19 protein-coding genes and 2 pseudogenes are annotated in these 23,540 nt (G+C 63.9%); 17 read left to right on the forward strand and 4 right to left on the reverse strand.

From position 1 onward, the window contains the following. Positions 1-91: 91 nt before the first annotated feature. Positions 92-1,519, reverse strand: coding sequence for an SDR family NAD(P)-dependent oxidoreductase (locus PQI07_RS32645; RefSeq protein ID WP_274928965.1), 1,428 nt, complete (start codon positions 1,517-1,519; stop codon positions 92-94). Positions 1,520-1,698: 179 nt separating this feature from the next. Here PQI07_RS32645 and PQI07_RS32650 point away from each other — a divergent pair, with 179 nt between their 5' ends. From PQI07_RS32650 to PQI07_RS32675, 6 genes are read left to right on the forward strand one after another with little or no spacing between them, the layout of a single operon-like run. Further along, a complete protein-coding gene (locus tag PQI07_RS32650; protein WP_274928966.1) occupies positions 1,699-3,306 on the forward strand; it encodes an HAD-IIIC family phosphatase in 1,608 nt (535 codons plus the stop codon). Continuing rightward, the gene (locus PQI07_RS32655) at positions 3,272-3,589 is read left to right on the forward strand and encodes a hypothetical protein (RefSeq protein ID WP_274928967.1); all 318 of its coding nucleotides are present in this window, start codon (positions 3,272-3,274) and stop codon (positions 3,587-3,589) included. Before PQI07_RS32650 ends, PQI07_RS32655 begins: the two co-directional genes overlap by 35 nt. Continuing rightward, on the forward strand, positions 3,582-4,622 hold the full coding sequence (locus PQI07_RS32660; protein ID WP_274928968.1) for a 3-oxoacyl-ACP synthase III family protein: 1,041 nt from the start codon (positions 3,582-3,584) through the stop codon (positions 4,620-4,622). The genes PQI07_RS32655 and PQI07_RS32660 overlap by 8 nt, the downstream gene beginning before the upstream one ends. Continuing rightward, on the forward strand, positions 4,619-4,846 hold the full coding sequence (locus PQI07_RS32665) for a hypothetical protein (RefSeq protein ID WP_010685059.1): 228 nt from the start codon (positions 4,619-4,621) through the stop codon (positions 4,844-4,846). The genes PQI07_RS32660 and PQI07_RS32665 overlap by 4 nt, the downstream gene beginning before the upstream one ends. A gap of 4 nt (positions 4,847-4,850) precedes the next feature. Further along, on the forward strand, positions 4,851-5,576 hold the full coding sequence (locus PQI07_RS32670) for an SDR family NAD(P)-dependent oxidoreductase (RefSeq protein WP_274928969.1): 726 nt from the start codon (positions 4,851-4,853) through the stop codon (positions 5,574-5,576). Further along, positions 5,573-6,223: an LbetaH domain-containing protein gene (locus PQI07_RS32675; RefSeq protein WP_274928970.1), complete on the forward strand. Its 651-nt coding sequence runs from the start codon at positions 5,573-5,575 to the stop codon at positions 6,221-6,223. Before PQI07_RS32670 ends, PQI07_RS32675 begins: the two co-directional genes overlap by 4 nt. A gap of 351 nt (positions 6,224-6,574) precedes the next feature. On the opposite strand, the gene PQI07_RS32680 is transcribed toward PQI07_RS32675, so the two are convergent. Both PQI07_RS32680 and PQI07_RS32685 read right to left on the reverse strand, forming a co-directional pair. Further along, positions 6,575-7,518 (reverse strand): IS630 family transposase gene (locus PQI07_RS32680; protein WP_274926560.1). Its coding sequence is split into 2 segments (ribosomal slippage): positions 6,575-7,182 and positions 7,182-7,518, totalling 945 coding nucleotides; the frame shifts between segments, so codons are not numbered across the junction. A gap of 110 nt (positions 7,519-7,628) precedes the next feature. Next, positions 7,629-8,466, reverse strand: a pseudogene (locus PQI07_RS32685) (IS5 family transposase). 373 nt (positions 8,467-8,839) lie between these two features. On the opposite strand from PQI07_RS32685, the gene rfbC reads away from it, so the two are divergent. The 11 genes and pseudogenes from rfbC (at position 8,840) to istA (ending at position 22,327) form a co-directional block, all read left to right on the forward strand. Next, positions 8,840-9,391, forward strand: a complete 552-nt coding sequence (gene rfbC / locus PQI07_RS32690) for a dTDP-4-dehydrorhamnose 3,5-epimerase (RefSeq protein WP_043345777.1) — start codon at positions 8,840-8,842, stop codon at positions 9,389-9,391. Between the two features lie 91 nt (positions 9,392-9,482). Further along, positions 9,483-10,532, forward strand: a complete 1,050-nt coding sequence (rfbB, locus tag PQI07_RS32695) for a dTDP-glucose 4,6-dehydratase (RefSeq protein WP_043757626.1) — start codon at positions 9,483-9,485, stop codon at positions 10,530-10,532. After that, positions 10,532-11,437, forward strand: coding sequence for a dTDP-4-dehydrorhamnose reductase (gene rfbD / locus PQI07_RS32700; protein ID WP_274927246.1), 906 nt, complete (start codon positions 10,532-10,534; stop codon positions 11,435-11,437). Before rfbB ends, rfbD begins: the two co-directional genes overlap by 1 nt. Continuing rightward, positions 11,434-12,321, forward strand: a complete 888-nt coding sequence (rfbA, locus tag PQI07_RS32705) for a glucose-1-phosphate thymidylyltransferase RfbA (RefSeq protein WP_274928971.1) — start codon at positions 11,434-11,436, stop codon at positions 12,319-12,321. Before rfbD ends, rfbA begins: the two co-directional genes overlap by 4 nt. Positions 12,322-12,447: 126 nt before the next feature. Next, positions 12,448-15,618, forward strand: coding sequence for a glycosyltransferase (locus PQI07_RS32710; RefSeq protein WP_274928972.1), 3,171 nt, complete (start codon positions 12,448-12,450; stop codon positions 15,616-15,618). 63 nt (positions 15,619-15,681) lie between these two features. Continuing rightward, a complete protein-coding gene (locus tag PQI07_RS32715; protein WP_274928973.1) occupies positions 15,682-16,668 on the forward strand; it encodes an NAD-dependent epimerase/dehydratase family protein in 987 nt (328 codons plus the stop codon). A gap of 62 nt (positions 16,669-16,730) precedes the next feature. Next, positions 16,731-18,641: a glycosyltransferase gene (locus PQI07_RS32720; protein ID WP_274928974.1), complete on the forward strand. Its 1,911-nt coding sequence runs from the start codon at positions 16,731-16,733 to the stop codon at positions 18,639-18,641. Between the two features lie 130 nt (positions 18,642-18,771). Beyond that, positions 18,772-19,302, forward strand: a complete 531-nt coding sequence (locus PQI07_RS32725; RefSeq protein WP_274928975.1) for a hypothetical protein — start codon at positions 18,772-18,774, stop codon at positions 19,300-19,302. Continuing rightward, positions 19,299-20,762 (forward strand): glycosyltransferase, encoded by a 1,464-nt coding sequence (locus PQI07_RS32730; protein ID WP_274928976.1) that lies wholly within the window; start codon positions 19,299-19,301, stop codon positions 20,760-20,762. Before PQI07_RS32725 ends, PQI07_RS32730 begins: the two co-directional genes overlap by 4 nt. A 251-nt stretch (positions 20,763-21,013) precedes the next feature. After that, positions 21,014-21,369, forward strand: a pseudogene (locus tag PQI07_RS32735) (transposase); the annotation flags it as partial. A gap of 175 nt (positions 21,370-21,544) precedes the next feature. Continuing rightward, complete coding sequence (gene istA, locus PQI07_RS32740; RefSeq protein WP_274928977.1) at positions 21,545-22,327, forward strand: IS21 family transposase; 783 nt, start codon at positions 21,545-21,547, stop codon at positions 22,325-22,327. Here the strand turns inward: istA and PQI07_RS32745 are convergent. Continuing rightward, the gene (locus tag PQI07_RS32745; RefSeq protein ID WP_274928978.1) at positions 22,305-23,525 is read right to left on the reverse strand and encodes an IS256 family transposase; all 1,221 of its coding nucleotides are present in this window, start codon (positions 23,523-23,525) and stop codon (positions 22,305-22,307) included. The two genes, istA and PQI07_RS32745, sit on opposite strands and share 23 nt — an antisense overlap. Between the last annotated feature and the right edge of the window lie 15 nt (positions 23,526-23,540).

Genomic DNA, 23,540 nt, shown 5'->3' on the forward strand with positions numbered 1-23,540 from the left:
CTCGTGTCGGTGCAGGGGGGGCGCTTGAGTTGATCGACAGTCCTGTGACGGCCCCGTCCGGCCCGTCGATTCCGCGCCCCGGTCCTTCGGGTCAGGCCGACGCCATGCGCCGGATGATCGGCAGCATCAGCGCGCTCGGGGCGGCGGCCGGCACGGGGAAGATCGTGGCCGTCTGATCGGTCTTCACCCGGGGCAGCCGCTCGATCACGGTCCGCAGCTTCGGGAGCGTCCGCCCCAAAGTCGCGGCGAGAATCTCGCCCGCGATCTTGGCCATGACGTATTCCAGGGTGTCGCGGGGCGCCTCGTCGATGGCGGTGGTCGACGGGTAGAAGGCCGCCACGGTGTCGCTGCGGTCGAGGCAGAACTGGCTCAGCTCGTAGAACGCGGCATTGTAGACGCGCATCATCGTGTCCAGGCAGGCCGGCTCGAAGGGCGCGCGCTTCTGGCGGAAGATGCGGGGCGTCGCGAAATGGTAGAGCTGCGACGGGCGCATCGCCAGCGCCGCGAGCTGCGCGGCGGCCGGCGCGGCGGCGTCGTAGCGGAGGATCTGGCAGCGCCCGCCCGCGGCGCGGATTTCCCGGGCGACGGCCTCCGCCTCGTCGGCGCCGGACGCGTAGGTGATGCACACCGTCCCGCCGCCTGCGGCGATCAGCTTGGCGGTCGCGGCGCCGAGGCCCCGCGACCCGCCGACGATCAGCGCGGACACGTCGGCGAAGGCGCCCGGCTCCACCAGGGCCGCGAGGTCCTGCAGGCTCTCCTGCTCCACCGGCCGCGGGCGGACGAAGCCCTCGACCCGGGCCATGAGGCCGGGGCCGGCGGCGTCCAGCGTCACCGATTGCAGCATCGGCTGGAACCGCTTCACCGCGTAGCCGAGGCTCGAGCCGGCATCCCCGTCGGTGAGGGTCACGTCGATCTTCGAGAGGATCGAGTGGAGGCCAGGCACGAACATGCCGACGAGCGTCGAGAGTCCGCCCAGGGCGGCGACCCGGCCGGGACCGAGGGCGCGGGCGAGGCGCGGCGCCAGCGCGGCGATCGCCGCCGGGTCCGGCAGCGTGAAGGCTCCGGCGAGCCCCGTCAGGGCCGCCGGATCGCGGGCGATCGGCTCCGCGGGGATCGCGGTGGGTGCCGTCTCGACCGGCTGGGCCGGGGCTTTGTCCGCCGCGAAGGTCGCCTGGATCGTCAGGGTGCGGACGCCGTCCACCGCGAGGGACAGGCGCAGCTGCCCCGCCTCCGCCGCGTGGACCGTCAGCACGGTGCAATCCCCGACCAGCACGAACCGCTCGAACCGCATCTGCAGCGTCGCGAGCCGGTCGAGGGGATGGGCGTCGGCGCAGGCATCGAGGGCCCAGAGGGCGGCGTGGACGCCGTGGACGGCCCGCTCGCCGGCGAGCGTCCGCCGGGCCATCCGCGCATCCATGTGCATTGGGTTCACGTCCCCCGTGGCCCGCGCGAAGGCGGCCTGGTGCGCCTCGGTCCAGATCCGCGTCGCGGCGGCGTCGTGCGAACCGGATCCGTTCATCGCGCAGCTCCTCCTCGGCCGGTCCCCGCCCCGGCCGGGCTGGCCGGCCGCCGGGTGCCCGGCCCCTTGCTTTATGACACGCGATCTCGCAAGAGGGCGGCGCTCGCACGCACGGTAAGGGGCCGGTCGATCGCCGGAGGGCAGGCATCCGCAGGATGTCGCAGGGACCGGTATCGAGGATGACCACGGCTCGCGCCCTGTCGATCGGCTTCGTCGGAAACGTCGTCACCAACCCGTTCGGGAAGATGGCGGGCCGCCTTGCGGATCTCGCCACGGTCTCCTGCGAGCATCTCCCCATCGGACAGATCGAGCAGGTGCTGGCGGGTCCCGCCGCCGCCGACGTCCTGATCGTGCATCTCGACCACCGCTGGTTCTTCGACGTCGCCCCGGACGAGGCGGCCGTCGCCCGCGCGCGCGGCCTCGCCGAGCTGGTCTCGGCGCGGCTCGCCCGGGCGCCGGGGACGATCATCCTCAACACCGTGCCGTTCGTGCCATTCTCCTCCGTCGAGAGCGACCTCCACGATCAGCTTGATGCCCTGGCGCGGGTGAACGCGGTGCTGTTCGACCTCGCCCGGGCTCAGGAGCGGGTCAGCGTCGTCGACGCCGCCGGCGCCCTGGCGCTGCTCGGCTTCGCCAACGCCTTCCGCGAGCGCAACCGGTACATGTACCAGATGCCCTACGCCCCGGCCGCCGTGGACGCGCTCAACGCGCGCTACGCCGACGCCGTCGCGGCGCGGCTGCGGGCGCGGCGCAAGGTGGTGGTGGTCGACGCCGACAACACCCTCTGGGGCGGCGTCGTCGGCGAGGACGGGGTGGAGAACCTGGAGGTCGACAGCGACTATCCGGGGATCGTCCACACCCAGCTCCAGCGCCAGCTCCTGCGCCTGAAGGGTCTCGGGATCCTGCTCTGCGCGGTGACGAAGAACAACGAGGAGGATTTCCGCGCGGTCTTCGCCCAGCGTGCGATGCCGCTGCGGCTCGACGATTTCGTAGCCTACCGCAGCAACTGGTCGGAGAAGAGCGAGAACATCCGCGACCTCGCGGCGACGCTGAACCTCGGCCTCGACAGCTTCGTCTTCCTCGACGACAACCCGTTCGAGATCGAGGAGGTCCGCGCCCGGCTCCCCGGGGTCGAGTGTCACCTGTTCGACCGGACGCGCCCCGAGCAGGCGCTCACCCTGCTCGACGGGATCGCGTCGCTGCGCGCCCGGAACGTCACCGCCGAGGATCTGGCCAAGACCGAGCAGTACCGCGGCGAGGCGCAGCGGCAGGAGCTGCAGCGCTCGGCCGCCTCGATGGACGACTACCTCGCCTCCCTCGAGATCCGGGTTCATGTCGCCCGCAACAACCCGGGCTCCCTGCGGCGGGTCACGCAGCTGATCAACAAGACCAACCAGTTCAACCTGACGACCCGGCGCTACACCGAGGACGAGGTCGCCACCGCCATGCAGGAGGGCGGCGTCTACGCGGCCCGGGTGGTCGACCGGTTCGGCGACATGGGCATCGTCGGGGTCGCCATCGTCCGGGGCGGCGAACTCGAGACGTTCCTGATGAGCTGCCGGGCGCTCGGTCGCCGCATCGAGGCCCAAATTCTGCGCCACGTCTGCCACCAGGAGGGTGATCGGGACCTGAAGGCCCAGTATCGCCCGAGCGCGAAGAACCGGATGGTCGAGACCTTCCTCGACGACAACGGCTTCGAACCCCTCAGCGCTGGCCCCGAGGGCAAGACATACCGACTGACACGAGGACCGGATGACACCCCCTACATCCACATCGTCGCGGAGTGACCGCGGCGCCGTCGAGGCGGCTGCCCGCGCCACCTTCGCGCGACTCGTCGAGACCTGGGGGCGCCCGGACCTGGAGAATCTCGGTCCCGAGGACGACGTGTACGAGCGGCTCGATTCCTTCGCGGTGGTCGAGCTCCTCCTCGAGACGGAATCCGAGATCGATCGGACGATCGGCCGCTATGTGCCGCTCGCCAACGAGAGCATCCTCGACAGCACGAAGTCGCCCCTCCGCCGCTTCCAGGGCTGGATCGACTACGTCGCCGAGACGGTCGAGCATGGCTGACCTGCGGTTCTCGCGCGCGACCCTCACCGGGCTCGTCACCACGGTCGGCGCACGCGTCCTGGCCTTCGACGACGAGGCGGCCGCCCTCGGTCTTGCCCCCGAGGAGGCGCAGCGCCTCAAGCGCGCGATGGGCTTCTCGACCCGGCACGTCGTCGCCGATCCCGGCACCACGACGGCGGATCTCTGCCTCTACTCGGCGCGCCACCTGCTGCGGGGCCTCGACCTGCAGCCCGACGCCGTCGACGGGCTGATCCTCGTGACCCAGACGCCGGATTACAGCTCGCCCTCCACGTCGATCGCGATGCAGCACCGCCTCGGCATGCGGACCGACACGCTCTGCTTCGACATCCGCCTCGGCTGCAGCGGCTTCGTCTACGGGTTGTCGGTCGCCTACAGCCTCGTCGAATCCGGCCTCAACCGCGTCCTCCTCTGCGTCGGCGACGTCGCGAGCCGCATGGTCGCCACCGATGACCGCTCGATCACCCCGATCATGGGCGATGCCGGCGCCGCGGTGCTGATCGAGCGGCGCGAGAGCGAGAGCGTCTTTCAGCTCCACAGCGACGGCTCGGGGGAGAAGGCGCTGTTCATCCCCCATAGCGGCCTGCGGGCCGACGCGGCGGATGCGGACAAGCCCGCGACGATGCATATGGATGGGGCGCAGGTCTTCAACTTCTCCCTCAAGCGCGTCCCGCCGCTGATCGAGGGCATCTTGGCTTTCTCGGACACGCGCGCCGAGGACGTCGACTTCCTGGTCCTGCACCAGCCGAACAAATACATCCTCAAGAACCTCCAGCGCCGCCTTGGGCTCGACGACAGCAAGCTTCCGACCGGCACCCAGTCGGTCTACGGCAACCAGAACTCGGCCTCGATCCCCGGCACGATCTCGGGCTTCCTCGCGGAGGCCTATGCGGACGGACAAGTGCGCTCGCTGCTCGCCGGCTTCGGGGTCGGCCTGAGCTGGGGGGCCTGCACGATCACCACCGACCGGATCTACGCGCCCCCGGTCATGACCTACGAGGAGACCATCCGATGACCGAGGGCGCATTCCTGGACGAACTCGGCACGATCCTCGATCAGCCGGGGCCGTTGGCCCGCGGGCAGAGCCTCGGGGAGATCGAGACCTTCGACTCGCTGGGCATCCTCAACATCATGGCGCTCTACGACACGCTGGGCCTCGAGGTGGATCCGCAGCGGATCGCCGGCGCGGCGACAACCGACGACCTGATCGCGCTGGCCGGCGCGAAGCTACAGGCCTGAGCCGATGTCGCAGCCAGTGGGGCACGTCCTCGTCGTCGGGGCCAGCAGCGGCATCGGCCGCGCCGTCGCCGAGCGTCTCCGCGCGGGCGGGGCGCGGATCACCGCACTCGCCCGGCGGGCGGACCGGCTCGCCGAGCTGGAGGCGCTCGGCTGCGCCGTCGTCGCGGCCGACGTCACCGATCTCCCGGCGATCGGCGGCGTGCTGCAGACGGCGGTGGCCGAGCAGGGCCTCCTGACCGGGCTCGTGTACTGCGCGGGCGTTCAGATCATCAAGCCGATGCGCAGCCTCGGCGTCGAGGAGATCGAGCGACTCTACCGCACCAACCTCGTCGCGCCGACCCTGTTCGCGGCGTCCTTCGGCAGCGCCCGCGTCTCGACCCGGGACGCGGTGTTCTGCGCGGTGTCGTCCGTCGCGGCGCAGCGGCCCGAGCCGGCGATCGTGCCCTATGCCGCCTCCAAGGCGGGGCTCGACGCCCTGATCAAGGGGCTGGCCCGGGAACTTGCCCCCCGGCGCGCCGTCGGCGTCGCCCCCGGCTGGCTCGACACCGAGATGACTCAGGCCCATGCTCGCCTGTACGGCGCGGAGTTCAAGGACGCGCTGGAGAAACGGAGCCCCGCAGGCGCCGCGACCGTCGAATCCGTGGTCGACGCCATCGCGTTTCTTATGTCGCCCCAGGCCCGGCACGTCACCGGCGAGATCCTCCGGGTCGATGGCGGAGCCATGCTGTGACCGCGCCGGGGCAGCGTCTCGCGCTGATCGGCGGCGGCGGATTCTCCAAGGAGATCGCAGAGGTCGCGCAAATGTGCGGCTATACCGTCGATGCAACCTATTCGAGCCAGCCGAGCGCGCAGGTCGGCACCTACAGGGGCTATCTCGACGAACTGCTGGCCGACCGCGCCGCTTATGCAGGTGTGGCCCTGGCCGTGGGCGGGGTGAGCCGGGCGGCGATCCAGGCGCGGGCCGAGATCATCGCGTGGCTCGACCGCCACGCCCTGCCCTGCCCGCCCATGGTCTCGCCGCATGCGATCGTCAGCCAGGGCGTCGGGCTGGGCGCGGGGGCGTTCGTGGCGCATGGAGTCATCGTCAACGTCGATGCGCGGCTCGGGCGGTTCTCTGTGTTGAACACCGGCGCCATTATCGGTCACGATGCCGAGATTGGCGACAACACGACGATCTCACCCGCGGCGTTCATCGGTGGGCGCTGCGCGATAGGTGCAGACAGTTTGGTCGGACCGTTGGCCAAAGTACTGCAGGGCCTCAAGGTCGGCGAACGGGCGATGATCGGCATGGGCTGTACAGTGCTGCGCGCCGTGCCCGATGATGGCGTGATCTGGCCGAGGCCGGATAATCCTGTGGTCGCATCAGATCGCGGTTGAGCCGATCCGAGCCCGATTGAGTGGCATGACGGCGCTTGGGTTTGTGCGATAGCTCGCTTCGAATTTGCGTCATCAATCGCGCGTTGGGCAAGGTTGCGATTGCGTCGTATTCAACTCAGCCACCTGATCGATTTGGCCGCTTCCATCTCGGCTGGATCTCTACGAGCGATCAGGCGACGTTGATCAGATCTTCCACGCCACCTCCCTACATACTCAGCACCTACGGCTGGTGCGATTGTTCAAGGCAGGTCTCGTCAGGCCTCCGCGCAAGCGCCCCATGCCACTGGACCGGTCATCTTTTTTGGGCGAAGGCGGCGTGTTGGCGCATCCGCACACTAGAGCGGTTTCGGTTTAATCGGGGTCGTATCCTGCCGCGACGAAGAAGTTTGCGGCCTCGTCGGGCGTGACGGCATCGACGAGCCGCCCGATTGTGGTCCAGAGCTCTTCGCGCGTGCGCTCGGCGGCCTTGCGCAGCCCCGCCTTCAACTTCGAGAACGCCATCTCGATCGGATTGAAGTCCGGCGAGTAGGGCGGGAGGAACAGGAGCCGCGCGCCTGCCGCCTCGATCGCCGCGCGCACGGCCGGGCCTTTGTGGCTGCCGAGATTGTCCATGATCACGATGTCCCCGGGTGCGAGTTCGGGCACCAGGACCTGATCGACGTAGACTTGGAAGGCGTCGCGGTTGATCGGCCCGTCGAGCACGAACGGCGCGGCGATCCCGGACAGGCGCAGGCCCGCCACCAGGGTCGTGGTCTTCCAATGACCGTGCGGGACGGGGGAGCGCAGCCGCTGGCCGCGGGGACAGCGCCCGCGGGTGCGGGCCATGTTGGTGGCGGTCCACGTCTCGTCGAGGAACACCAGCCGGTCCGGGTCGAGATCGGGCTGGCTCTCGAACCACGCTTCCCGGGCGGCCTTCACGTCCGGTCGATCCTGCTCTGCGGCGTGGGCCGTCTTTTTTTGTACGTCAGGTCGCGCGCGTCGAGGAAGGCCCACAGCGTGCCGAGCCCGACGGTGAGGCCATGCTCGTCCTGCAACCGGGCGCGCATCTCCTCCAGGGTGATGTCAACCTTCTCGTCGATCAGCGTACGCAGGAACGTCTCGTACGGGTCGAGCTTGGAGCGGCGGGCACGCCCCTGCGGCCGGGCGGCCACCGTCCCAGTCGCGGCGAGCGCCGCCATCCAGCGGATCGCGGTTGCCTGGCCGACCCCGAAGCGGGCGGCCGCCTGACGGCGCGAGGTCGCCGCAGCCGCGGTCACCACCCGCTCGCGCAGGTCCAAGCTGTAGGGGCGGCCCATGCATCACTCCAGCTGTCGACCGGCCTAGTGAATCAGCCTCCCAGCGCCGCGTGAACCCCACCAAGCCGACTCAGCCCAAACCGAAAACGCTCAAGGGCGTCTCTGCAAAGTTATTTGAGCCAGAGCATGGTCATGCCAAGCGTGACCATGGCGAGGTAGTTCGCGGCTCGCTTCTCGTAGCGGGTGGCGATGCGGCGATACTGCTTGAGCCGGCCGATCAACCGCTCGACCTTGTTGCGCTCGCGGTAGGCGGCTTTGTCGAAATCCAGCTGGCGGGGCTGATCCTTGCGGGTGGGGATCACCGGCTCGATCCGGCGTTGTCGGAGGCGGCGACGGGCCGGCGGACTGGAGTAGCCCCGGTCGCCTGCCGTCCTACGGGGCCGCAGGCGCGGGCGGCCTCGCCCTGGGCGTGGCACCACGCCCTTGTCCATGAGAGCATCCAACGCAAACTGCTCGTGGCGCTCGCCCGCCGTCAGCACCGCCGTGATCGGCTTACCCCCGCCCTCGGCACGCAGATGAAGCTTGGTCGAGAAGCTGCCCTGACTGCGCCCGAGCGCTTCGCCCACCTCCTCGACGGTCGCCTCACCCCCCGATGGCGCCGGACCGGCGTGCCCCGGCGGCGTGCTGGTGGGCGCGCACCACCGTGGCTTCCACGAAGTGCAGGTCCTAGTCGAGGTCGCCGCGCGCGTCCGCCTGCGCCTGCAGCCGCTGCAGCACCCGCTCGAACACGCCGGCCTTGCGCCACCGGTAGAACCGGCTCGACACCGATCCCACAGCACCGTAGCGCGCCGGTAGATCCTCCCAGGGTGCGCCCGTGCGCAGGATCCAGAGCATGCCGTTGAGGACTTGCCGGTGATCCTCCGAAGGCCGGCCCGTGCGCGGCTTCTGCGGAGGCAGCAGCGGGGCGATCTGCGCCCACTGCGCGTCGGTCAGTTCAAAGCGTCGCATCAAGCCCGCATGGGCCGGACCTCCCAGCCTGTGAACCCCTTTGCAGAGACGCCCTAGTGGCGCCGATCATCTGCAGGTTGCCACCGCCGCACGTCGATGCCGTCGACTGGCACCCCACATCATTGAAGAGCCATCTCCGGTACGGCTGGCCTGGATGCCAGCAGTCTCAGCTCGGTAGGTCGGACGGACGACGTGTGCATTGTTTTGCTAAGACCGGCAGCGCATGGATAACGCCTTGACACGGACGGCGAATGACCGGAAGTCGCGGGGCATCACCGAGGTTGTGGTCGGCAAGGCGGGCGCGCGGCCCCGAACGACCGATGCGGAGACGTCCGCTGGACCTCGCGACGGGATCCGCAAGAAGGGCGCTGGCATGGACGTCATCGAGACCGAGATCCCGGACGTGAAGCGCATCGCGGTGAAGCGCTTCGGCGATACGCGGGGCTGGTTCTCCGAGACGTTTCGGGCCGACGCCCTGGCGCGGGTCGGCATCACGACGCCGTTCGTACAGGACAACCAGTCCTTCTCGGCGCCGCAGGGCACGATCCGCGGGCTACACTTCCAGATCGCGCCCCGGGCCCAGGCCAAGCTGATCCGCGTGCTCCAGGGCGCGATCCTCGACGTCGCGGTCGACATCCGCAGCGGGTCGCCGACCTACGGAAAATACGTCGCCGTCACCCTCGACGCCGAGACGGGCGATCAGCTCTACATCCCGCACGGCTTCGCCCACGGCTTCTGCACCCTGACCCCCGACGTCATGGTCGCCTACAAGGTCGACGAATACTACAGCCCCGAGCACGACCGGGCGCTCGCCTGGAACGATCCCGAAGTCGGGATCCCGTGGCCGGTCTCGGGCGAGGCGGCAATCCTGTCCGACAAGGATCGCCGCGCCCCGCGCCTCGCCGATCTCGGACAAGTCTTCTGAGCCGCGCGGCCCGGCCGCAATTTCGTCACGCCGGCCAGTCTTACGCTGCCCGGCTATTCCGTTTCTGACCTATCCGAAGAGGTGACACGCCATGCGCATCCTGGTGACCGGAGGCTGCGGCTTCATCGGCTCGGCGCTGGTGCTGCACCTCGTCAACGATCTCGGCCACGACGTCTGCACCCTCGACGCGATGACCTATGCGGCCAACCCGGTCTCGCTGGCGCCGCTCGCCGACAACCCGCGCCATCGCCTGGTCGAGGCCGACATCTGCGACCGCGCCGCCGTGCAGAAGGCCTTCGCCGACTTCAAGCCGCAGGCGGTGATGCATCTGGCCGCCGAGAGCCACGTCGACCGCTCGATCACCGATCCGGGCGCCTTCGTGCGCACCAACGTCATCGGCACGCAGACCATGCTGGATGGGGCGCGGGGCTATTACGAAGCCCTGCCGGAGGCGGACAAAAAGAGCTTCCGGTTCCTCCACGTCTCCACCGACGAGGTCTACGGCTCGCTGCCGCCGGACGCGTTCTTCACCGAGGAGAGCCGCTACGATCCGCGCTCGCCCTACTCGGCCTCGAAGGCGGCCTCCGACCACCTCGCCCGCGCCTGGCACGAGACCTACGGCCTGCCGGTGCTGGTGACCAACTGCTCGAACAATTACGGGCCGCGGCACTTCCCCGAGAAGCTGATCCCGCTGATGATCCTGAACGCCCTGGAGGGGAAGAAGCTGCCGGTCTACGGCGACGGCCTGAACGAGCGCGACTGGATCCACGTGGAGGATCACGCCAAGGGCCTCGTCGCCGTGCTGGAGCGCGGCCGGATCGGCGAGACCTACCTGCTCGGCGGCCGGGCGGTGCGCAACAACCTCGCGGTGGTGAAGGCGCTGTGCGCGGCCTTCGACCGGCTGCGTCCGCAGAACGCCCCGCACGAGCAGCTGATCAGCTTCGTGGCCGACCGCCCGGGCCATGACCGGCGCTACGCCATCGACTGCACCAAGGCCGAGGCCGAACTCGGCTGGCGCCCGCAGAAGACCTTCGAGCAGGCGCTTGAGGAGACCGTCGCTTGGTACCTCGCCAACGAGGGCTGGTGGCGCCCGATCCGCGAGGGCCGGTACAAGGGCGAGCGCCTGGGACTGAACGGCTGATGGACATCCTCGTCCTCGGCGGCGCGGGCCAGGTCGGCACCGAGCTGCAGGCCCTGTCCTGGCCGGACGGCGTCCGCGTGCACGCACCGGGCCGCGCGGATCTCGACATCACCGACGCGGACGCCGTCGCGGCGGCGCTCGCCGCGCGCGACTACCGGGCGGTGATCAACACCGCCGCCTACACGGCCGTCGACAAGGCCGAGTCCGATGTGGTCGCGGCGTGGCGCCTCAACGCGCTCGCGCCGGCGATCCTGGCGGCCGCCACGACGTCGCGATCCATCCCGCTCGTCCACGTCTCGACCGACTACGTCTTCGCCGGCACGAAGCCCGACGGGACCTACGCGCCCGACGCACCGATCGACCCGCAGAGCGTCTACGGCGCCAGCAAGGCCGCCGGCGAGCTGGCGGTGCGCACCGGCAATCCGCGCCACGCCGTCGTCCGCACCGCCTGGGTGGTGAGCCCGCACAGGGGCAACTTCGTCAAGACGATGCTGCGACTCGCGGCCGAGCGCGATGCCCTGACCGTCGTCGACGACCAGCACGGCTGCCCGACCTCGGCCGCCGACCTCGCCGCCGCCCTCGCGACGATCGCGCAGCGCATGGCCGGGGATGCGGACGCTCCCACCGGCACATTCCACTGCGTGAACGCCGGCGACACCACATGGTGCGGCTTCGCCGAGGCGATCGTGGCGGGCTCGGCCCGCCGCGGCGGCCGCTCGGTGCCGGTCAAGGGCATCCCGACTTCCGCCTATCCGACACCGGCCCGGAGGCCGGCCAATTCGCGCCTGTCCACCGACAGCCTCACGGCCGCTTACGGCATCGCGCCGCGGGCCTGGCAGGCGGCACTCGACGATATCCTGGACCGGCTCGTCGGGCCGGTTTCAGAGGGAGTTTCCAAGCCATGAAGGGCATCGTTCTGGCCGGCGGATCCGGCACGCGCCTGCACCCGGCCACGCTGTCGATCAACAAGCAGCTCCTGCCGGTCTACGACAAGCCGATGATCTACTACCCGGTCTCGGTGCTGATGCTGGCCGGCATCCGCGAGATCCTGATCATCTCGTCGCCGGAGCACCTCGACAATTACAAGCGGCTGTTCGGCACCGGCGAACAGTTCGGGCTGAAATTCTCCTACGCGCTGCAGCCGCGGCCGGAAGGCCTCGCCCAGGCCTTCGTCATCGGGCGCGACTTCGTAGGCGACGACGACGTGGCGCTGATCCTCGGCGACAACCTGTTCTTCGGCGCCGGCATGGGCGAACTCCTGGATCGCGCCGCCGCGCGCAAGCAGGGCGCGACCGTCTTCGCCTACCACGTCGACAACCCGCAGGCTTACGGCGTGGTCAACCTCGACAAGGCGGGCCGCCCGACCAAGATCGTCGAGAAGCCGCAGAACCCGGAATCCACCTGGGCGGTGACCGGCCTGTACTTCTACGACAATCAGGTGCTCGACATCGCCGCCGACGTGAAGCCCTCGGCCCGCGGCGAGCTGGAGATCACCAGCGTCAACGAGGCCTACCTGCAACGCGGGCAACTGCACGTGGAGCGCATGTCGCGCGGCTATGCGTGGCTCGACACCGGGACCCACGACAGCCTGCTGGAGGCGAGCGAGTTCGTCCGCACCCTGCAGCACCGCCAGGGCCTGCAGGTCGCCTGCCTGGAAGAGATCGCCTACCTCCAGCACTTCATCTCCCGCGACCAGCTCGTGGCCCGGGGCGAGATGTTCGCCAAGACCGCCTACGGGCAGAACCTGCTGCGCCTCGCCCGCGAGAGCGAGGACAGCCGCGCTGAATAAGCGATCCGCATTCTCCATGATCTCATGTGGAAGCCTATTGGTCTCGAAATTGCAACACTAAGGTGGTAATGTGACTACTGGTATCAACTTGGCCGAGCCATCCCGCAAGAAAGCGAATAACGCCCAATGGTGACATATATAAAATCATTTCTGAGGATAAAGCCGCTGGCATCGCATTCGGAAGATGCAGTCGAATCCACCTTACCTCTCGAAGAGCACTCAATTGAAGGTGGTCTCGTTGAAGCTTCGACGGCTGCTGAACACGACGAAAATCGCGATAACTTTCAAACGTTTTTTGACCCGGCCGGGTACCTTGTTCAGAACCCAGACGTGGCCGAGGCCGGCATTGACCCGCTGACGCACTACCTGACGAGTGGACGCGCTGAGGGACGGCCGCCGTCGCCACTATTCGATCCCGTCGGGTACCTCGCCCAGAACTCGGATGTGGCCGAAGCCGGCATCGACCCGCTGACGCACTACCTAACGAGTGGACGCGCCGAGGGACGGCCGCCGTCGTCACTATTCGACCCGGCCTGGTACCTCGCCCAGAACCCGGATGTGGCCGAAGCCGGCATCGACCCGCTGACGCACTACCTGACGAACGGACGCGCCGAGCGACGGGCGCCATCTCCGCTGTTCGACCCGGCCTGGTACCTCGCCCAGAACCCGGATGTGGCCGAAGCCGGCATCGACCCGCTGACGCACTACCTGACGAGCGGACGCGCCGAGGGACGGGCACCATCTCCGCTGTTCGACCCGGCCTGGTACCTCGCCCAGAACTCGGATGTGGCCGAAGCCGGCATCGACCCGCTGACGCACTACCTGACGAGCGGACGCGCCGAGGGACGGGCACCATCTCCGCTGTTCGACCCGGTTTGGTACCTCGCCCAGAACCCGGATGTGGCCGAAGCCGGCATCGACCCGCTGACGCACTACCTGACGAGCGGACGCGCCGAGGGACGGGCACCATCTCAGCCGCCCACGCCGACGTTGGACGAGCAGGTTACTCATCCACTGGAAACGAGCGAGGCTATACTGATCCCGGCGTCAAGCCGCCTGCGTAAGCCCGCAGTAGTGCTGATTACACACGACTGCTCACTAAGTGGCGCGCCAGTTGTCGTCTTAAATATGGCCGAATACTTAGTTGCCAATGAAGCATTTGACGTCAAGGTCCTCAGTCTTGGCGGTGGCGCACTGAGCCCGCGCTTTTCAAAATTACCAGATTTCCGGTTTCTCGGCGAAAACACCATCGACAGCTTAACTGAGAGCGTCGCCGGACTAGCGGGTCGCCCCCTGAAGGTAGCGTTCTGCAACACCATCCTCACGTCGGATTTACTTGCTCCTCTGAAACGCCTCGGCTTCAAAGTCGTATCTCTTGTACACGAAATGCCCGCTAGCATTAAGCTGTTTGGCGAGCATCACATCCGAAAAATTGATGTTTCCGCGGATGCGTTAGTCTTTGGAAGCTCATACGTTAAAGAAGCAATCGGCAAAGATTTTGAGCTACAGAATACTTCTCTGCACATCGTTCCAACTGGGAGCGCTGCTCCTAGCCTATCTGACGATCAGGTAATTTCTGCCCGCCGAAAACTACGGGAAGAGGCGGGATTCCCCGAGAACGCAATTGTTGTACTCGGCTGCGGTACCATCGATCATCGTAAAGGCGCAGACCTATTTGTCCAAGTCAGTCACCGCGTCGTGCAGCAGGCAGGTTCAGACCTAGACATTCGATTCGCATGGATCGGAAATCCAAGTCTTCCATATATGCTCTTCTGCCAGCAGGACGTATCCAAGCTCGGCTTGAGCATGCACGTCCGCTTTCTCGAACCGCGGGTCAATTTGTTCGATACAATGCCTGGCGCCGACCTCTTCGTGCTTACCTCGCGCGAGGATCCGTTCCCGCTCGTCAACCTGTCCGCGATGGCAAGCGGGGTTCCACCTATCGTGTTCCGTCACGCTGGGGGGGCGGCCGACGCGCTCGGCGACGGCGGCGGTATCATAGTGCCATATCTCGACATTGACTCAATGGCGGAGACAGTGCTGACGCTGGCGCGAAACGACTCACAACGTCGAGCTATGCGGGAAAATGCGCTCCAGTGTTATCACCAGCGATACACACAGGAGGCATTCGCAATCGGTCTGTCAAACGTACTAAGAGAAATCGGGATTGCTATCGACCTCTCTGAGAAAGCAGAAGAACGAAACACCTCTTCCCATCAAGCAATCGAAAACGGCCGGCGTAATGATGAAGTGTCGGTTGTAATCCCGTCCTATAACCACGCCCAATACATTGAGACTGCAATACGATCGGTATTAGAGCAAGATTACCCGATCGGCGAGCTTATCATAATAGACGATTGTTCAAAAGACGAATCAGATCTAGCCATTAGACGAGTAATTGAACATTATACCGGGCCAGTCAAGATCCGATACGAGGCATTAAAAGCGAATGGAGGCGCTCATGCGGCTATCATGCGCGGCCTATCATTGGCTCGCGGCGAGATTCTATCCGTTTTAAACTCAGATGATTATTACGCAACCAACCGCTTTAGCACCATCTTGGCTGAAGTCCCGTCAGACGGAGATTTCCTGGCCTTCTCAGCCGTCGATTTCATAGACGGCACCAGTCGCTTCGTGGATGAAACCGCCGGCATACGCGAGTGGTACCGCATGGCGCTAGGCCATGCCTTGGAATGCCCTACAGTGGGCTTTGCGCTTCTTCGCAACAATATCGCAGTGACTAGCGGCAATCTGGTTTTTACGAAGAATCTATACCGAAAAATCGGCGGCTTTTCGCAATACAAAATGTGCCACGATTGGGATTTTATACTTCAAGCGACCCATTACATCGAGCCCATTTTTGTGCAGTCCGTCTGCATGGCATACCGAGTGCATGAAACGAATACACTTAATTCTACTCGCCACTTGCTCCGCGAGGAAGGAGTGCCGGCCTTAAACAGGTTCATCGATCTGGAGAGACACGAGCGGTCGCCCAATAGGTTGGCTCCATCAGGTCGGAATTGGCCAATATATTTCGAGTATTTTATAGACAATTATGCGCCGTGGTTTGCGCCAGAGCCGCTCCGCAATTTTATCCGACACGCGCGCGTCCCGTTGCCGGCGACCACAGATACCTGGCAGTTCGGCAGAGACAATCCAGCCGCGGACCTCGGTTTCCTTACTCAAGCTGACGAGGGTCAAGACGCTCTAGCCCTACGCCGATCCTTGGCCTTGAAGTCGCGCCCGATCGATCCGTCGAGGATCCGCTTCTCGAGCGGCATAGATATGGGAAGCTAGTTGCGCCTATAGCTTAGCTCGTTACCAGTCGCCGTTTCACGCAAAACCGGAGCCACCTCTTCGATGAGCGCTTCTTCGCCTTCAGATAAGACCGAGCTTCTCAATGGTCTGCGCTGTCTCGTCCTCGGCGGCGGGGGGTTCATAGGAGCCAACCTCTGTGCGCGGTTAGCCGAGGTCGGTGCTGAAGTGACAAGTTTTGGCAGAAGTCTTGGGTTTAATGCCGGAAACAGCAAAATTAAGTCCATTACAGGCAGTTTTAATGACCGAATTGCCCTGTCTAATGCACTCGAGGGGCAGGAAATTGTCTTTCATTTGATCAGCGGATCGGTGCCTGAAAGCTCAAATCGCGACCCGGCAGCCGAGTTGAAAAGTAGTCCGCTGTCCACAATTCATATGCTTGATCTATGCGTTTCGAGTGGGGTTAAAAAATTGATCTTTGCATCTTCAGGCGGGGCTATATACGGTATCCCAAGTTCCGTTCCGATCTGCGAGAACGATCGCACAGATCCAATTTCCGCCTATGGGATCAGCAAGTTACTGATCGAGAAGTATCTATTTCTTTACCGCCACTTGCACGGGCTGAATTATCACTCTCTGCGTATCGCAAACCCGTACGGAAGATACCAGCTCGGCCACAAGCGTCAGGGGCTAGTCGGTACGTTCGTTCACCGGGCTCTTGCCGGGTTGCCTGTCGAAATTTGGGGAGACGGAGAGATAACTCGGGATTTCATTCATGTTGATGACGTCATTGAGGCTTTTGTTGAGGTCGTCACCTATGATGGGCCGCACCGTATTATGAATGTTGGAAGTTCCAGAGGTCTGAGTGTTAACAACATATTGTACGACATCGAGGCATTGCTCGGGCAAGGGTCTTTGAAGCGTGTCTATACTCCGGGTCGCGCCGCTGATGTCCCAGTCAATGTTCTTGATACGTCTTTGATCAAGTCCGAGCTTGGCTGGACGCCCAAAGTCGAATGGCCCGACGGCTTGAAGGACACCTTTAATTGGATGTCCGAGAACGACGGTCTTGCGAGGGGACGTGCATCGTGAGAGACAATTGGGATTGTGAGCTGCGCATCTTTCCTCGGGAGAGGCCTACATCGATCAAAAGCTTGTCCATTTGCATCGTTACTTTCGAGGCGATCGGCTTCTGGAGAAACGGTGGCATTGCCACGGTCAGCACCGGTCTAGCCGAACTGCTTGCGGCAGAGGGGCATCGGGTTACTCTCGCTCTCACACGAGCGGATATGCTGGCACCCGAGGTCTTCAAGGCAGAGTCGGTCCGCTACGAGAAGCAGGGCATAGAGGTAGTCCCGATCTCGCGTATGCGCGTTGGGCAACTGGAAGGTCCGCTTGCGGATTTTACGTCCTGGGAACGCTATGCAGTTTACGACTGGCTACGAGGCCGCAGCTTCGACGTCGTCCATACTAGTGAGCACCTTGGCGAGGCCTATTACTGCCTCGTGGCAAAAAAACTTGGACTAGCTTTTCATAGGACACAGTTCTGGGTCGGCTGCCATGGGCCTTCGGCGTGGGTGATTGAAGCCAATGAGGAACTGGCAAGTCATTCGTTTTGGATGTGGACTGACGCCGCAGAGCGATTTGTGCTTCGAGAAGCCGATCTTGTTTGGACGCCTAGCCGTTACTTGGTCGCGTGGATGCGTTGCCGCGGTTTCGAGTTGCCGTCCGAACGGCTGTTCCAGCAGACCTATTACATTCCCGACGATCTCGGCGTTCTAAGGAATCGAGAGCGACCCAAGGCAGAACACACAAGCGAGCTGATTTTCTTCGGGCGTCTAGAACCCCGTAAGGGCATCAAACTATTTGTTGATGCAGTATTGGCCCTCAAAAATAACCTCTCTGGTATCTTGATTACCTTTATGGGTCGACAGTCGACCGTCGATGGGGTTCCGGCGTCTGATTACATAGCAGCTCGGCTTTCAGATTCTGGTCTCATCTGGCAGATCCTTGATTCGTTTGACCGCGAAAAAGCCTATGATTACGTCATCGCTCCGGGGCGTGTTGCTGTTCTAGCTTCTCCCGTCGATAATTCACCGTGTGCTGTCTATGAACTTTTAGAGATAGGGGCGCGATTTGTTGCTTGCGCTGGCGGTGGGATTCCGGAGCTGCTCGATCCGTCATCCCACCCGGAGGTGCTATTCTCCTATACTGTCGAGTCGCTGACCGAGCGCCTTTCCGAGGTGATCGCGCAAGCGCCCGCCTTGCCTAAAGCTGCGCCCTATTTGGAGAGAAGTGATACCGTCGCGGCCTGGGTGGCCGCGCACGCAACAGTTGCCGCCGAACTCGCTGAACGGTTTCCGGCGAAATCACCGCCGGCACATGAATCATTAACCATCGCAATAATCGTTGACGGCGATTGTGCTGCGCTCCATGTCAGCGCAGCCGCAATTCGGTGGCTTGGTACCTTAGTCTCAGACTTCGTTTTGGTGGTTGCAGACACGCGTTCCGTACTCGCGTCGGATATCCTGCCAGGCATAGAACGGTTGTCCTTTGACGAGCTAGACAATAAAATGATGATGCGCTCGCTCAACCGCGGTGGGCGTCCCGTCGTTTTGCTTCGATCCGGCGCTGTACTCACGCCTGAAGGCTGCTCCCGTTTGTTGAATGCAATCTCAGGCAACGACGCCGTGGTTCCGTTTTCGTTCCGCGCGCAAGGAGACGGTTCGCAGGTCACGGAACCGGTACTTGCCGGTGACTGGGCTTGGACAGCTCTCTACGGAGCTGCTCCAGTCGGCGGTGTCATTTCGGCAGAGGCACTCGAGCTTCTTGCGAAATCTGAGTTCGTCACCGGAACAAATCCGCTGCTCTGGTTCGACGCGGCCGTACTACACGGCCTTTCAGTGCTGTCGCTTGCCGAGCCGTTGATCGAAGCGACATCCGTCAATCGCCTCGCTTGCGCACAAATGGACATGCGTGCGCGTCAGATTGCCTGCATGAAGCGTCTGGCACCGGGCCAGCGGATAGCCTACGAGGTCGGAATTTCTGCCCTCCTTCAGAAATAAAGCCGCTGATTTACGGGAGCTACCGTCTTGGTAATCTACGAGCCCAATATCAGATGCGCCCGGCGGCGTGACAATGCGAGGCGGGAGAGGTAAGACGGCTACCTCGCTTCGGAATACCACGGAATCGCAGGTGACGACGCTTCAGGTGATCTGCGGAGAGGGGCAGGTAGCTGCTCCAGATCCGGCGAAAATCGAATCGGTTGAGCGGTTGCGCCGCGAAGATTTTATCTTAGCAGCCATTCCTATAATGTCGTTTGAAAGGGTTCTACATCTCGGGTGCGCAGACGGTTCTCTGACGTTGAGGCTGCCCGGCGCCAGTATACTCGGCATTATTCCGCCGTCGCAGATAGTTGAGAGCTCTACTCAGAATGGCGTTGGCTGTGATCGCGTCAGATTTGCTTGCACTGACGTGGCTCATGTCGCACAGGCTTCCATGGAGGCTTTCGATCTCATCGTGGTGACGGGTGGCATGGATACGGCCACTGGCGTTTCGTTCCCGATCGCCTGCGGTGCATTGTTGCGTCTTGCAAAGTCGGGCGCTTTCATCATTCATGATCGTTCAGCTAGGCCGATTAGACCATCGCTTCCGTTGCGTCGAATTGATCAGTTTATCTATCGTTTGGGCAATGAGCTTCAAATCTTAGAAATATTTATCGCATGATCCTGGCTTATAGAGAAATTACAATAAAATCGCCTGGTGGATACGATTGTGTCACGCCTGACGGATTTTTTCGGCACATCTCCGCGTTGAGAGCTTATCGAGTTGTGCATTTAGACGAGTACGATCCTAGTGATACGCGCTGCGTCTCGATCGTGCTCCTCGACCCAACCGAAGATACAGTTCAGACCGCTGCATCGATCTTAGCGATGTATGGCATGTCGTGGACTTTGGCAAGGCCGGCTGTGAATGCATCGGTCTTGAATAACTTGCTAGGGATCCAACCAAGTAAATTTGTCTTGGCAGCGCACGATAATTTCAGAACTGGCAAAAATGAATGGCTTATCTCCGCTAGCGAAGATGGAAAGCTGAGTATTGTCTATAGCAATCGTTCCTCTGGCAGGAATTGCCCGCTTCCTGTTCGCCTGATGCGGGAAACAGATTCCCTTTTCAAGGCCACAGTCGCTGCCATCATCACGAATTATAATTATGGGCATTTCTTAAGAGAGGCGGTGGCCTCGGTTGATGCGCAGATTATCGGCCCAGATGAATTTATTATAGTCGATGATGCATCCACGGATATGTCGTATTCAGTGCTGGAAGAAATAGAATTGTCCGGGAAAGCCGTCATTCGCAATTCCCGCAATCTTGGAATCGTGGAAAATTTTCGGGCTTGCGTTGCGCAAACAACTAGTGATTATCTGTTTTTTCTCGGTGCAGACAATCGGCTGCGCAGCGATTTTATCCTTGAGTGCCGCCTCGCTCTAGACGCTAACCCAGATGTGGACGTTGCATACACAGACGTGCTTTTATTTGGCGTTTTGGCTGGTGAACAGGCTAGGAAGGTGGGCGCTTCCCTCCTTGGGCACGCACCGACAAACAATTGGGATGTTTACGAGTGGCGCTTCCCGGACCCTTGCCCAGAAACGCTTGCTACTTTTAGGACGAGCAACTTCGTTCACGGTTCCTCAATGTACCGGCGATCTGCCTATGACAGGGTGGGCGGCTACCGATCCGACGGGCAGCCGGAAGATCATAATCTGTTTTACAGAATATGGAAATCGGGGGGGCATCTTGCTCACATCGCTAAACCGTTATTAGAGTACAGACAACACAGCGTTGCTCAGGCTAATAATCGGTCGGCCCTCCAGGTCGAAAATCAGGGCCTCAGGGAGCAGATCGCCGCCGTTCAGCGGAAATTTGCTCAGGTTGAGCAGAGCCATCGCGCACAGGAGCACGAGATACTCCGTCTCAACGCGGCCTACGCGGAGCAGAACATGGAGCTGCAGCGGGTCAATGCGGCTTTTGCGGAGCAAAACATCGAGCTGCGGCGGGTCAACGCGGCATTCGCGGAACAGAGCATGGAGCTGCGGCGGGTCAACGCGGCCTACGCGGAGCAGAACACGGAGCTGCGGCGGGTCAGCGGGGCGTTCGTGAGTGTGCAGCCCGGTCTCGCCGATTGAGCTGCGCGGGACACCAGACCGGGTGCTGCCCAGCATACTCGTTATCGATTGGCGACCGCCAGCCAGAGCTATGTTCCATACCTGCACGATCGCTTCCACGCAGGCGCGGTAAGCGTAGCGCGGTCGGCGGATGACCGACGCCCGGATTGGCGCCGGTAGTATGTTGACGCTCTCCGAACTATCGTCGCTTATCCGGTGCGGACTTGCTACGCAAAAGTGGAGAGCTCTTTTCCTGAAGGAGGAGGGTTCCGATGGCAGACCGGAAGCAAACCTTTACCCCTGAGTTTCGCGCAGAGGCGGTGCGATCGGCGCAGACGAGCGGGCGGTCCCGCCGCGAGGTAGCCGCCGATCTCGGTGTCGGGCTCTCGACGCTGCGCAACTGGATCGACGGCCGGCGTGAGCGGGAGATGGACCATCCGCCGGCCGATCGGCAGGAGGACATGGCCGCCGAGCTCAAGCGCCTGCGCCGCGAGAACGAGGTGCTGCACCAGGAGCGGGAGATCCTGAAGCGGGCCACGGCTTTTTTCGCCACGGAGGGAAGTCGATGAGCTTCCGCCTCATCGACGCGACGAAGAAGGACTTCCCGGTCGCGCGCCTGTGCAAGGTGCGGATTCCGACGGAAGCCGGCCAGCGTTCCGATTTGATGTCGGCCACCATTCCGAAATGAAGCCGGCCACCCCGTAGCCGATATCGGCGACGGATCATCCCCGCGGGTCAGCAACCGCGGCATCCCTGTCCTCGACCACGAGGAGAGCGGGATGCCGGCCAGGAGAGAGCTGACCATGCGACAGATCAAACAGATGCTGCGTCTCGCCCGCGACGGGGTGGGTTCGCGAGAGATCGGACGAACGTTGGGCATCGCCCGCTCGACCGTGCAGGACAACCTCGCCCGAGCGAGCGCTGCCGGCCTGACCTGGCCGCTTGGCCCCGAGGTCACCGACGCGGTGCTGGAGCAGCGCCTGTTTGCCCGGACCGGGGTGAAGCAGGGCATGCGCCGCCTGCCGGAGCCGGACTGGCCCTCAATCGTCCGGGAGATGCGTCGGCCCGGGGTCAACCTGACGGTGCTCTGGGAGGAGTACCGGGAGACCCATCCAGAGGGCTACGGCTACTCCCGGTTCTGCGATCTCTACAGGGAGTTCGAGCGTCGGCTCACCCCGGTGATGCGCCAGCACCATGCCGCCGGCGACAAGGTCTTCGTCGACTACTCGGGCAAGAAGGTCGGGATCGTCGATCCGGCCACCGGCATCGTGCGCGAGGCCGAGATCTTCGTGGCGGTGCTCGGCGCATCGAGCCTGACCTATGCCGAGGCGACCTGGACCCAGACGCTGCCCGACTGGATCGGCGCGCATGTCCGCCTGTTCCGCTTCCTCGGCGGCGTCCCCCGCCTCGTCGTGCCCGACAACCTCAAGAGCGGGGTCCACAAGGCGTCGTTCTACGATCCCGAGCTCAACCGCTCCTACGGGATGATGGCCGAGCATTACGGCATCGGCGTCCTGCCGGCGGGACTGTCAGGAATTCCGTGTGCGGGCGGCGGGTTGAACATCAGGCCGCCATGGCCCGTGTGAAGCGCTCGCCGAAGATGACGGCGAACTGCGCCTTGGCCATGACCCACTCACGCGAGCCCATCTTCCACGCCTTCTCGGAGCGGTTCAAGATCAGGTAGAGCAGCTTCAGCGCGGCCTCGTCGGTCGGGAAGTGCCCGCGGGCGCGCACGGCCCGGCGCAGCGTGGCGTTCAGGGCCTCGATGGCGTTCGTCGTGTACAGGATCCGGCGAACCTCGCCGGGGAAGGCGTAAAATGGGATCACCTCGCCCCAGGCCCGTCGCCAGCTCTGGGCGATGGCCGGGTAGCGCCGACCCCATTCGCTCGTCTCGAAGGCCGCCAAGGCCGCCTCGCCAGCCGCGGCATCGAGCGCGCGGTAGATGTCCTTCAGCGCCCCCGCCACGAGCTTGCGGTCCTTGTAGGACACGAAGTCGAGGCTGTGGCGCAGCAGGTGGACGATGCAGGTCTGGACCAGCGCCTCGGGGAACACCGCTCGGATCGCGTCGGGGAAGCCCTTCAGGCCATCGACCACGGCAAGCAGCACGTCCTCGACGCCGCGGTTCCTGAGCTCGTTCATGACCCGTAGCCAGAACTTGGCGCCCTCGTTCTGCTCCAGCCACAGGCCGAGGATCTCCTTAGCGCCGTCGGCACGAACGCCCAGCGCGATGTGGACGGCTTTGTTGCGAACCACGCCCTCGTCACGCACCTTGATCCGCAGGGCGTCGAAGAACACGATCGGGTAGACCGGCTCGAGCGGCCGGGCCTGCCAAGCAGCGACCTCCTCCAGGACCGCGTCGGTCACCGCGCTGATCAGGTCGGGTGAGACCTCGATCCCGTAGAGCTCGCGCAGGTGCGCGACGATCTCCCGGGTGCTCATGCCGCGGGCGTACATCGACACGATCTTGTCGTCGAAGCCGGGAAAGCGGCGCTGATAGCGGGCGATCAGCTGCGGATCGAACGTCGCCTGCCGGTCGCGAGGGATCGCCAGCTCGATCCGGCCTGTCTCGGTGGTGACCGTTTTGCGGCCATAGCCGTTGCGCGTGTTGCCGTCGTCCTCGCCTGCCAGATGGTGGTCCATCTCGGCGTTGAGCGCCCGCTCGGCCAGGGCCTTCTTCAACTCGTCCAGCAGGCCATCGGCCTCGAAGGCCGTCTTCGGATCGGCCCCGGCCAGGAGCTGGTCCAGGATCGCGTCAGGGATACGGGGTGCTTTGCGTCGTGCCATCGGGAACCTCCTTCG

It is taken from the genome of Methylobacterium sp. 092160098-2 (assembly GCF_028920805.1).
Taxonomy (GTDB): Bacteria; Pseudomonadota; Alphaproteobacteria; order Rhizobiales; family Beijerinckiaceae; genus Methylobacterium; species Methylobacterium fujisawaense.

Coding starts and splice junctions, on each gene's coding strand:
- PQI07_RS32715 (WP_274928973.1), top strand. CDS start 15,682: ATGAGCGCTTCTTCGCCTTCAGATAAGACCGAGCTTCTCAATGGTCTG.
- PQI07_RS32665 (WP_010685059.1), top strand. CDS start 4,619: ATGACCGAGGGCGCATTCCTGGACGAACTCGGCACGATCCTCGATCAG.
- PQI07_RS32650 (WP_274928966.1), top strand. CDS start 1,699: ATGACCACGGCTCGCGCCCTGTCGATCGGCTTCGTCGGAAACGTCGTC.
- PQI07_RS32655 (WP_274928967.1), top strand. CDS start 3,272: ATGACACCCCCTACATCCACATCGTCGCGGAGTGACCGCGGCGCCGTC.
- rfbD (WP_274927246.1), top strand. CDS start 10,532: ATGGACATCCTCGTCCTCGGCGGCGCGGGCCAGGTCGGCACCGAGCTG.
- rfbB (WP_043757626.1), top strand. CDS start 9,483: ATGCGCATCCTGGTGACCGGAGGCTGCGGCTTCATCGGCTCGGCGCTG.
- PQI07_RS32670 (WP_274928969.1), top strand. CDS start 4,851: ATGTCGCAGCCAGTGGGGCACGTCCTCGTCGTCGGGGCCAGCAGCGGC.
- PQI07_RS32745 (WP_274928978.1), bottom strand. CDS start 23,525: ATGGCACGACGCAAAGCACCCCGTATCCCTGACGCGATCCTGGACCAG.
- rfbA (WP_274928971.1), top strand. CDS start 11,434: ATGAAGGGCATCGTTCTGGCCGGCGGATCCGGCACGCGCCTGCACCCG.
- istA (WP_274928977.1), top strand. CDS start 21,545: ATGCGACAGATCAAACAGATGCTGCGTCTCGCCCGCGACGGGGTGGGT.
- rfbC (WP_043345777.1), top strand. CDS start 8,840: ATGGACGTCATCGAGACCGAGATCCCGGACGTGAAGCGCATCGCGGTG.
- PQI07_RS32645 (WP_274928965.1), bottom strand. CDS start 1,519: ATGAACGGATCCGGTTCGCACGACGCCGCCGCGACGCGGATCTGGACC.
- PQI07_RS32730 (WP_274928976.1), top strand. CDS start 19,299: ATGATCCTGGCTTATAGAGAAATTACAATAAAATCGCCTGGTGGATAC.
- PQI07_RS32660 (WP_274928968.1), top strand. CDS start 3,582: ATGGCTGACCTGCGGTTCTCGCGCGCGACCCTCACCGGGCTCGTCACC.
- PQI07_RS32710 (WP_274928972.1), top strand. CDS start 12,448: ATGGTGACATATATAAAATCATTTCTGAGGATAAAGCCGCTGGCATCG.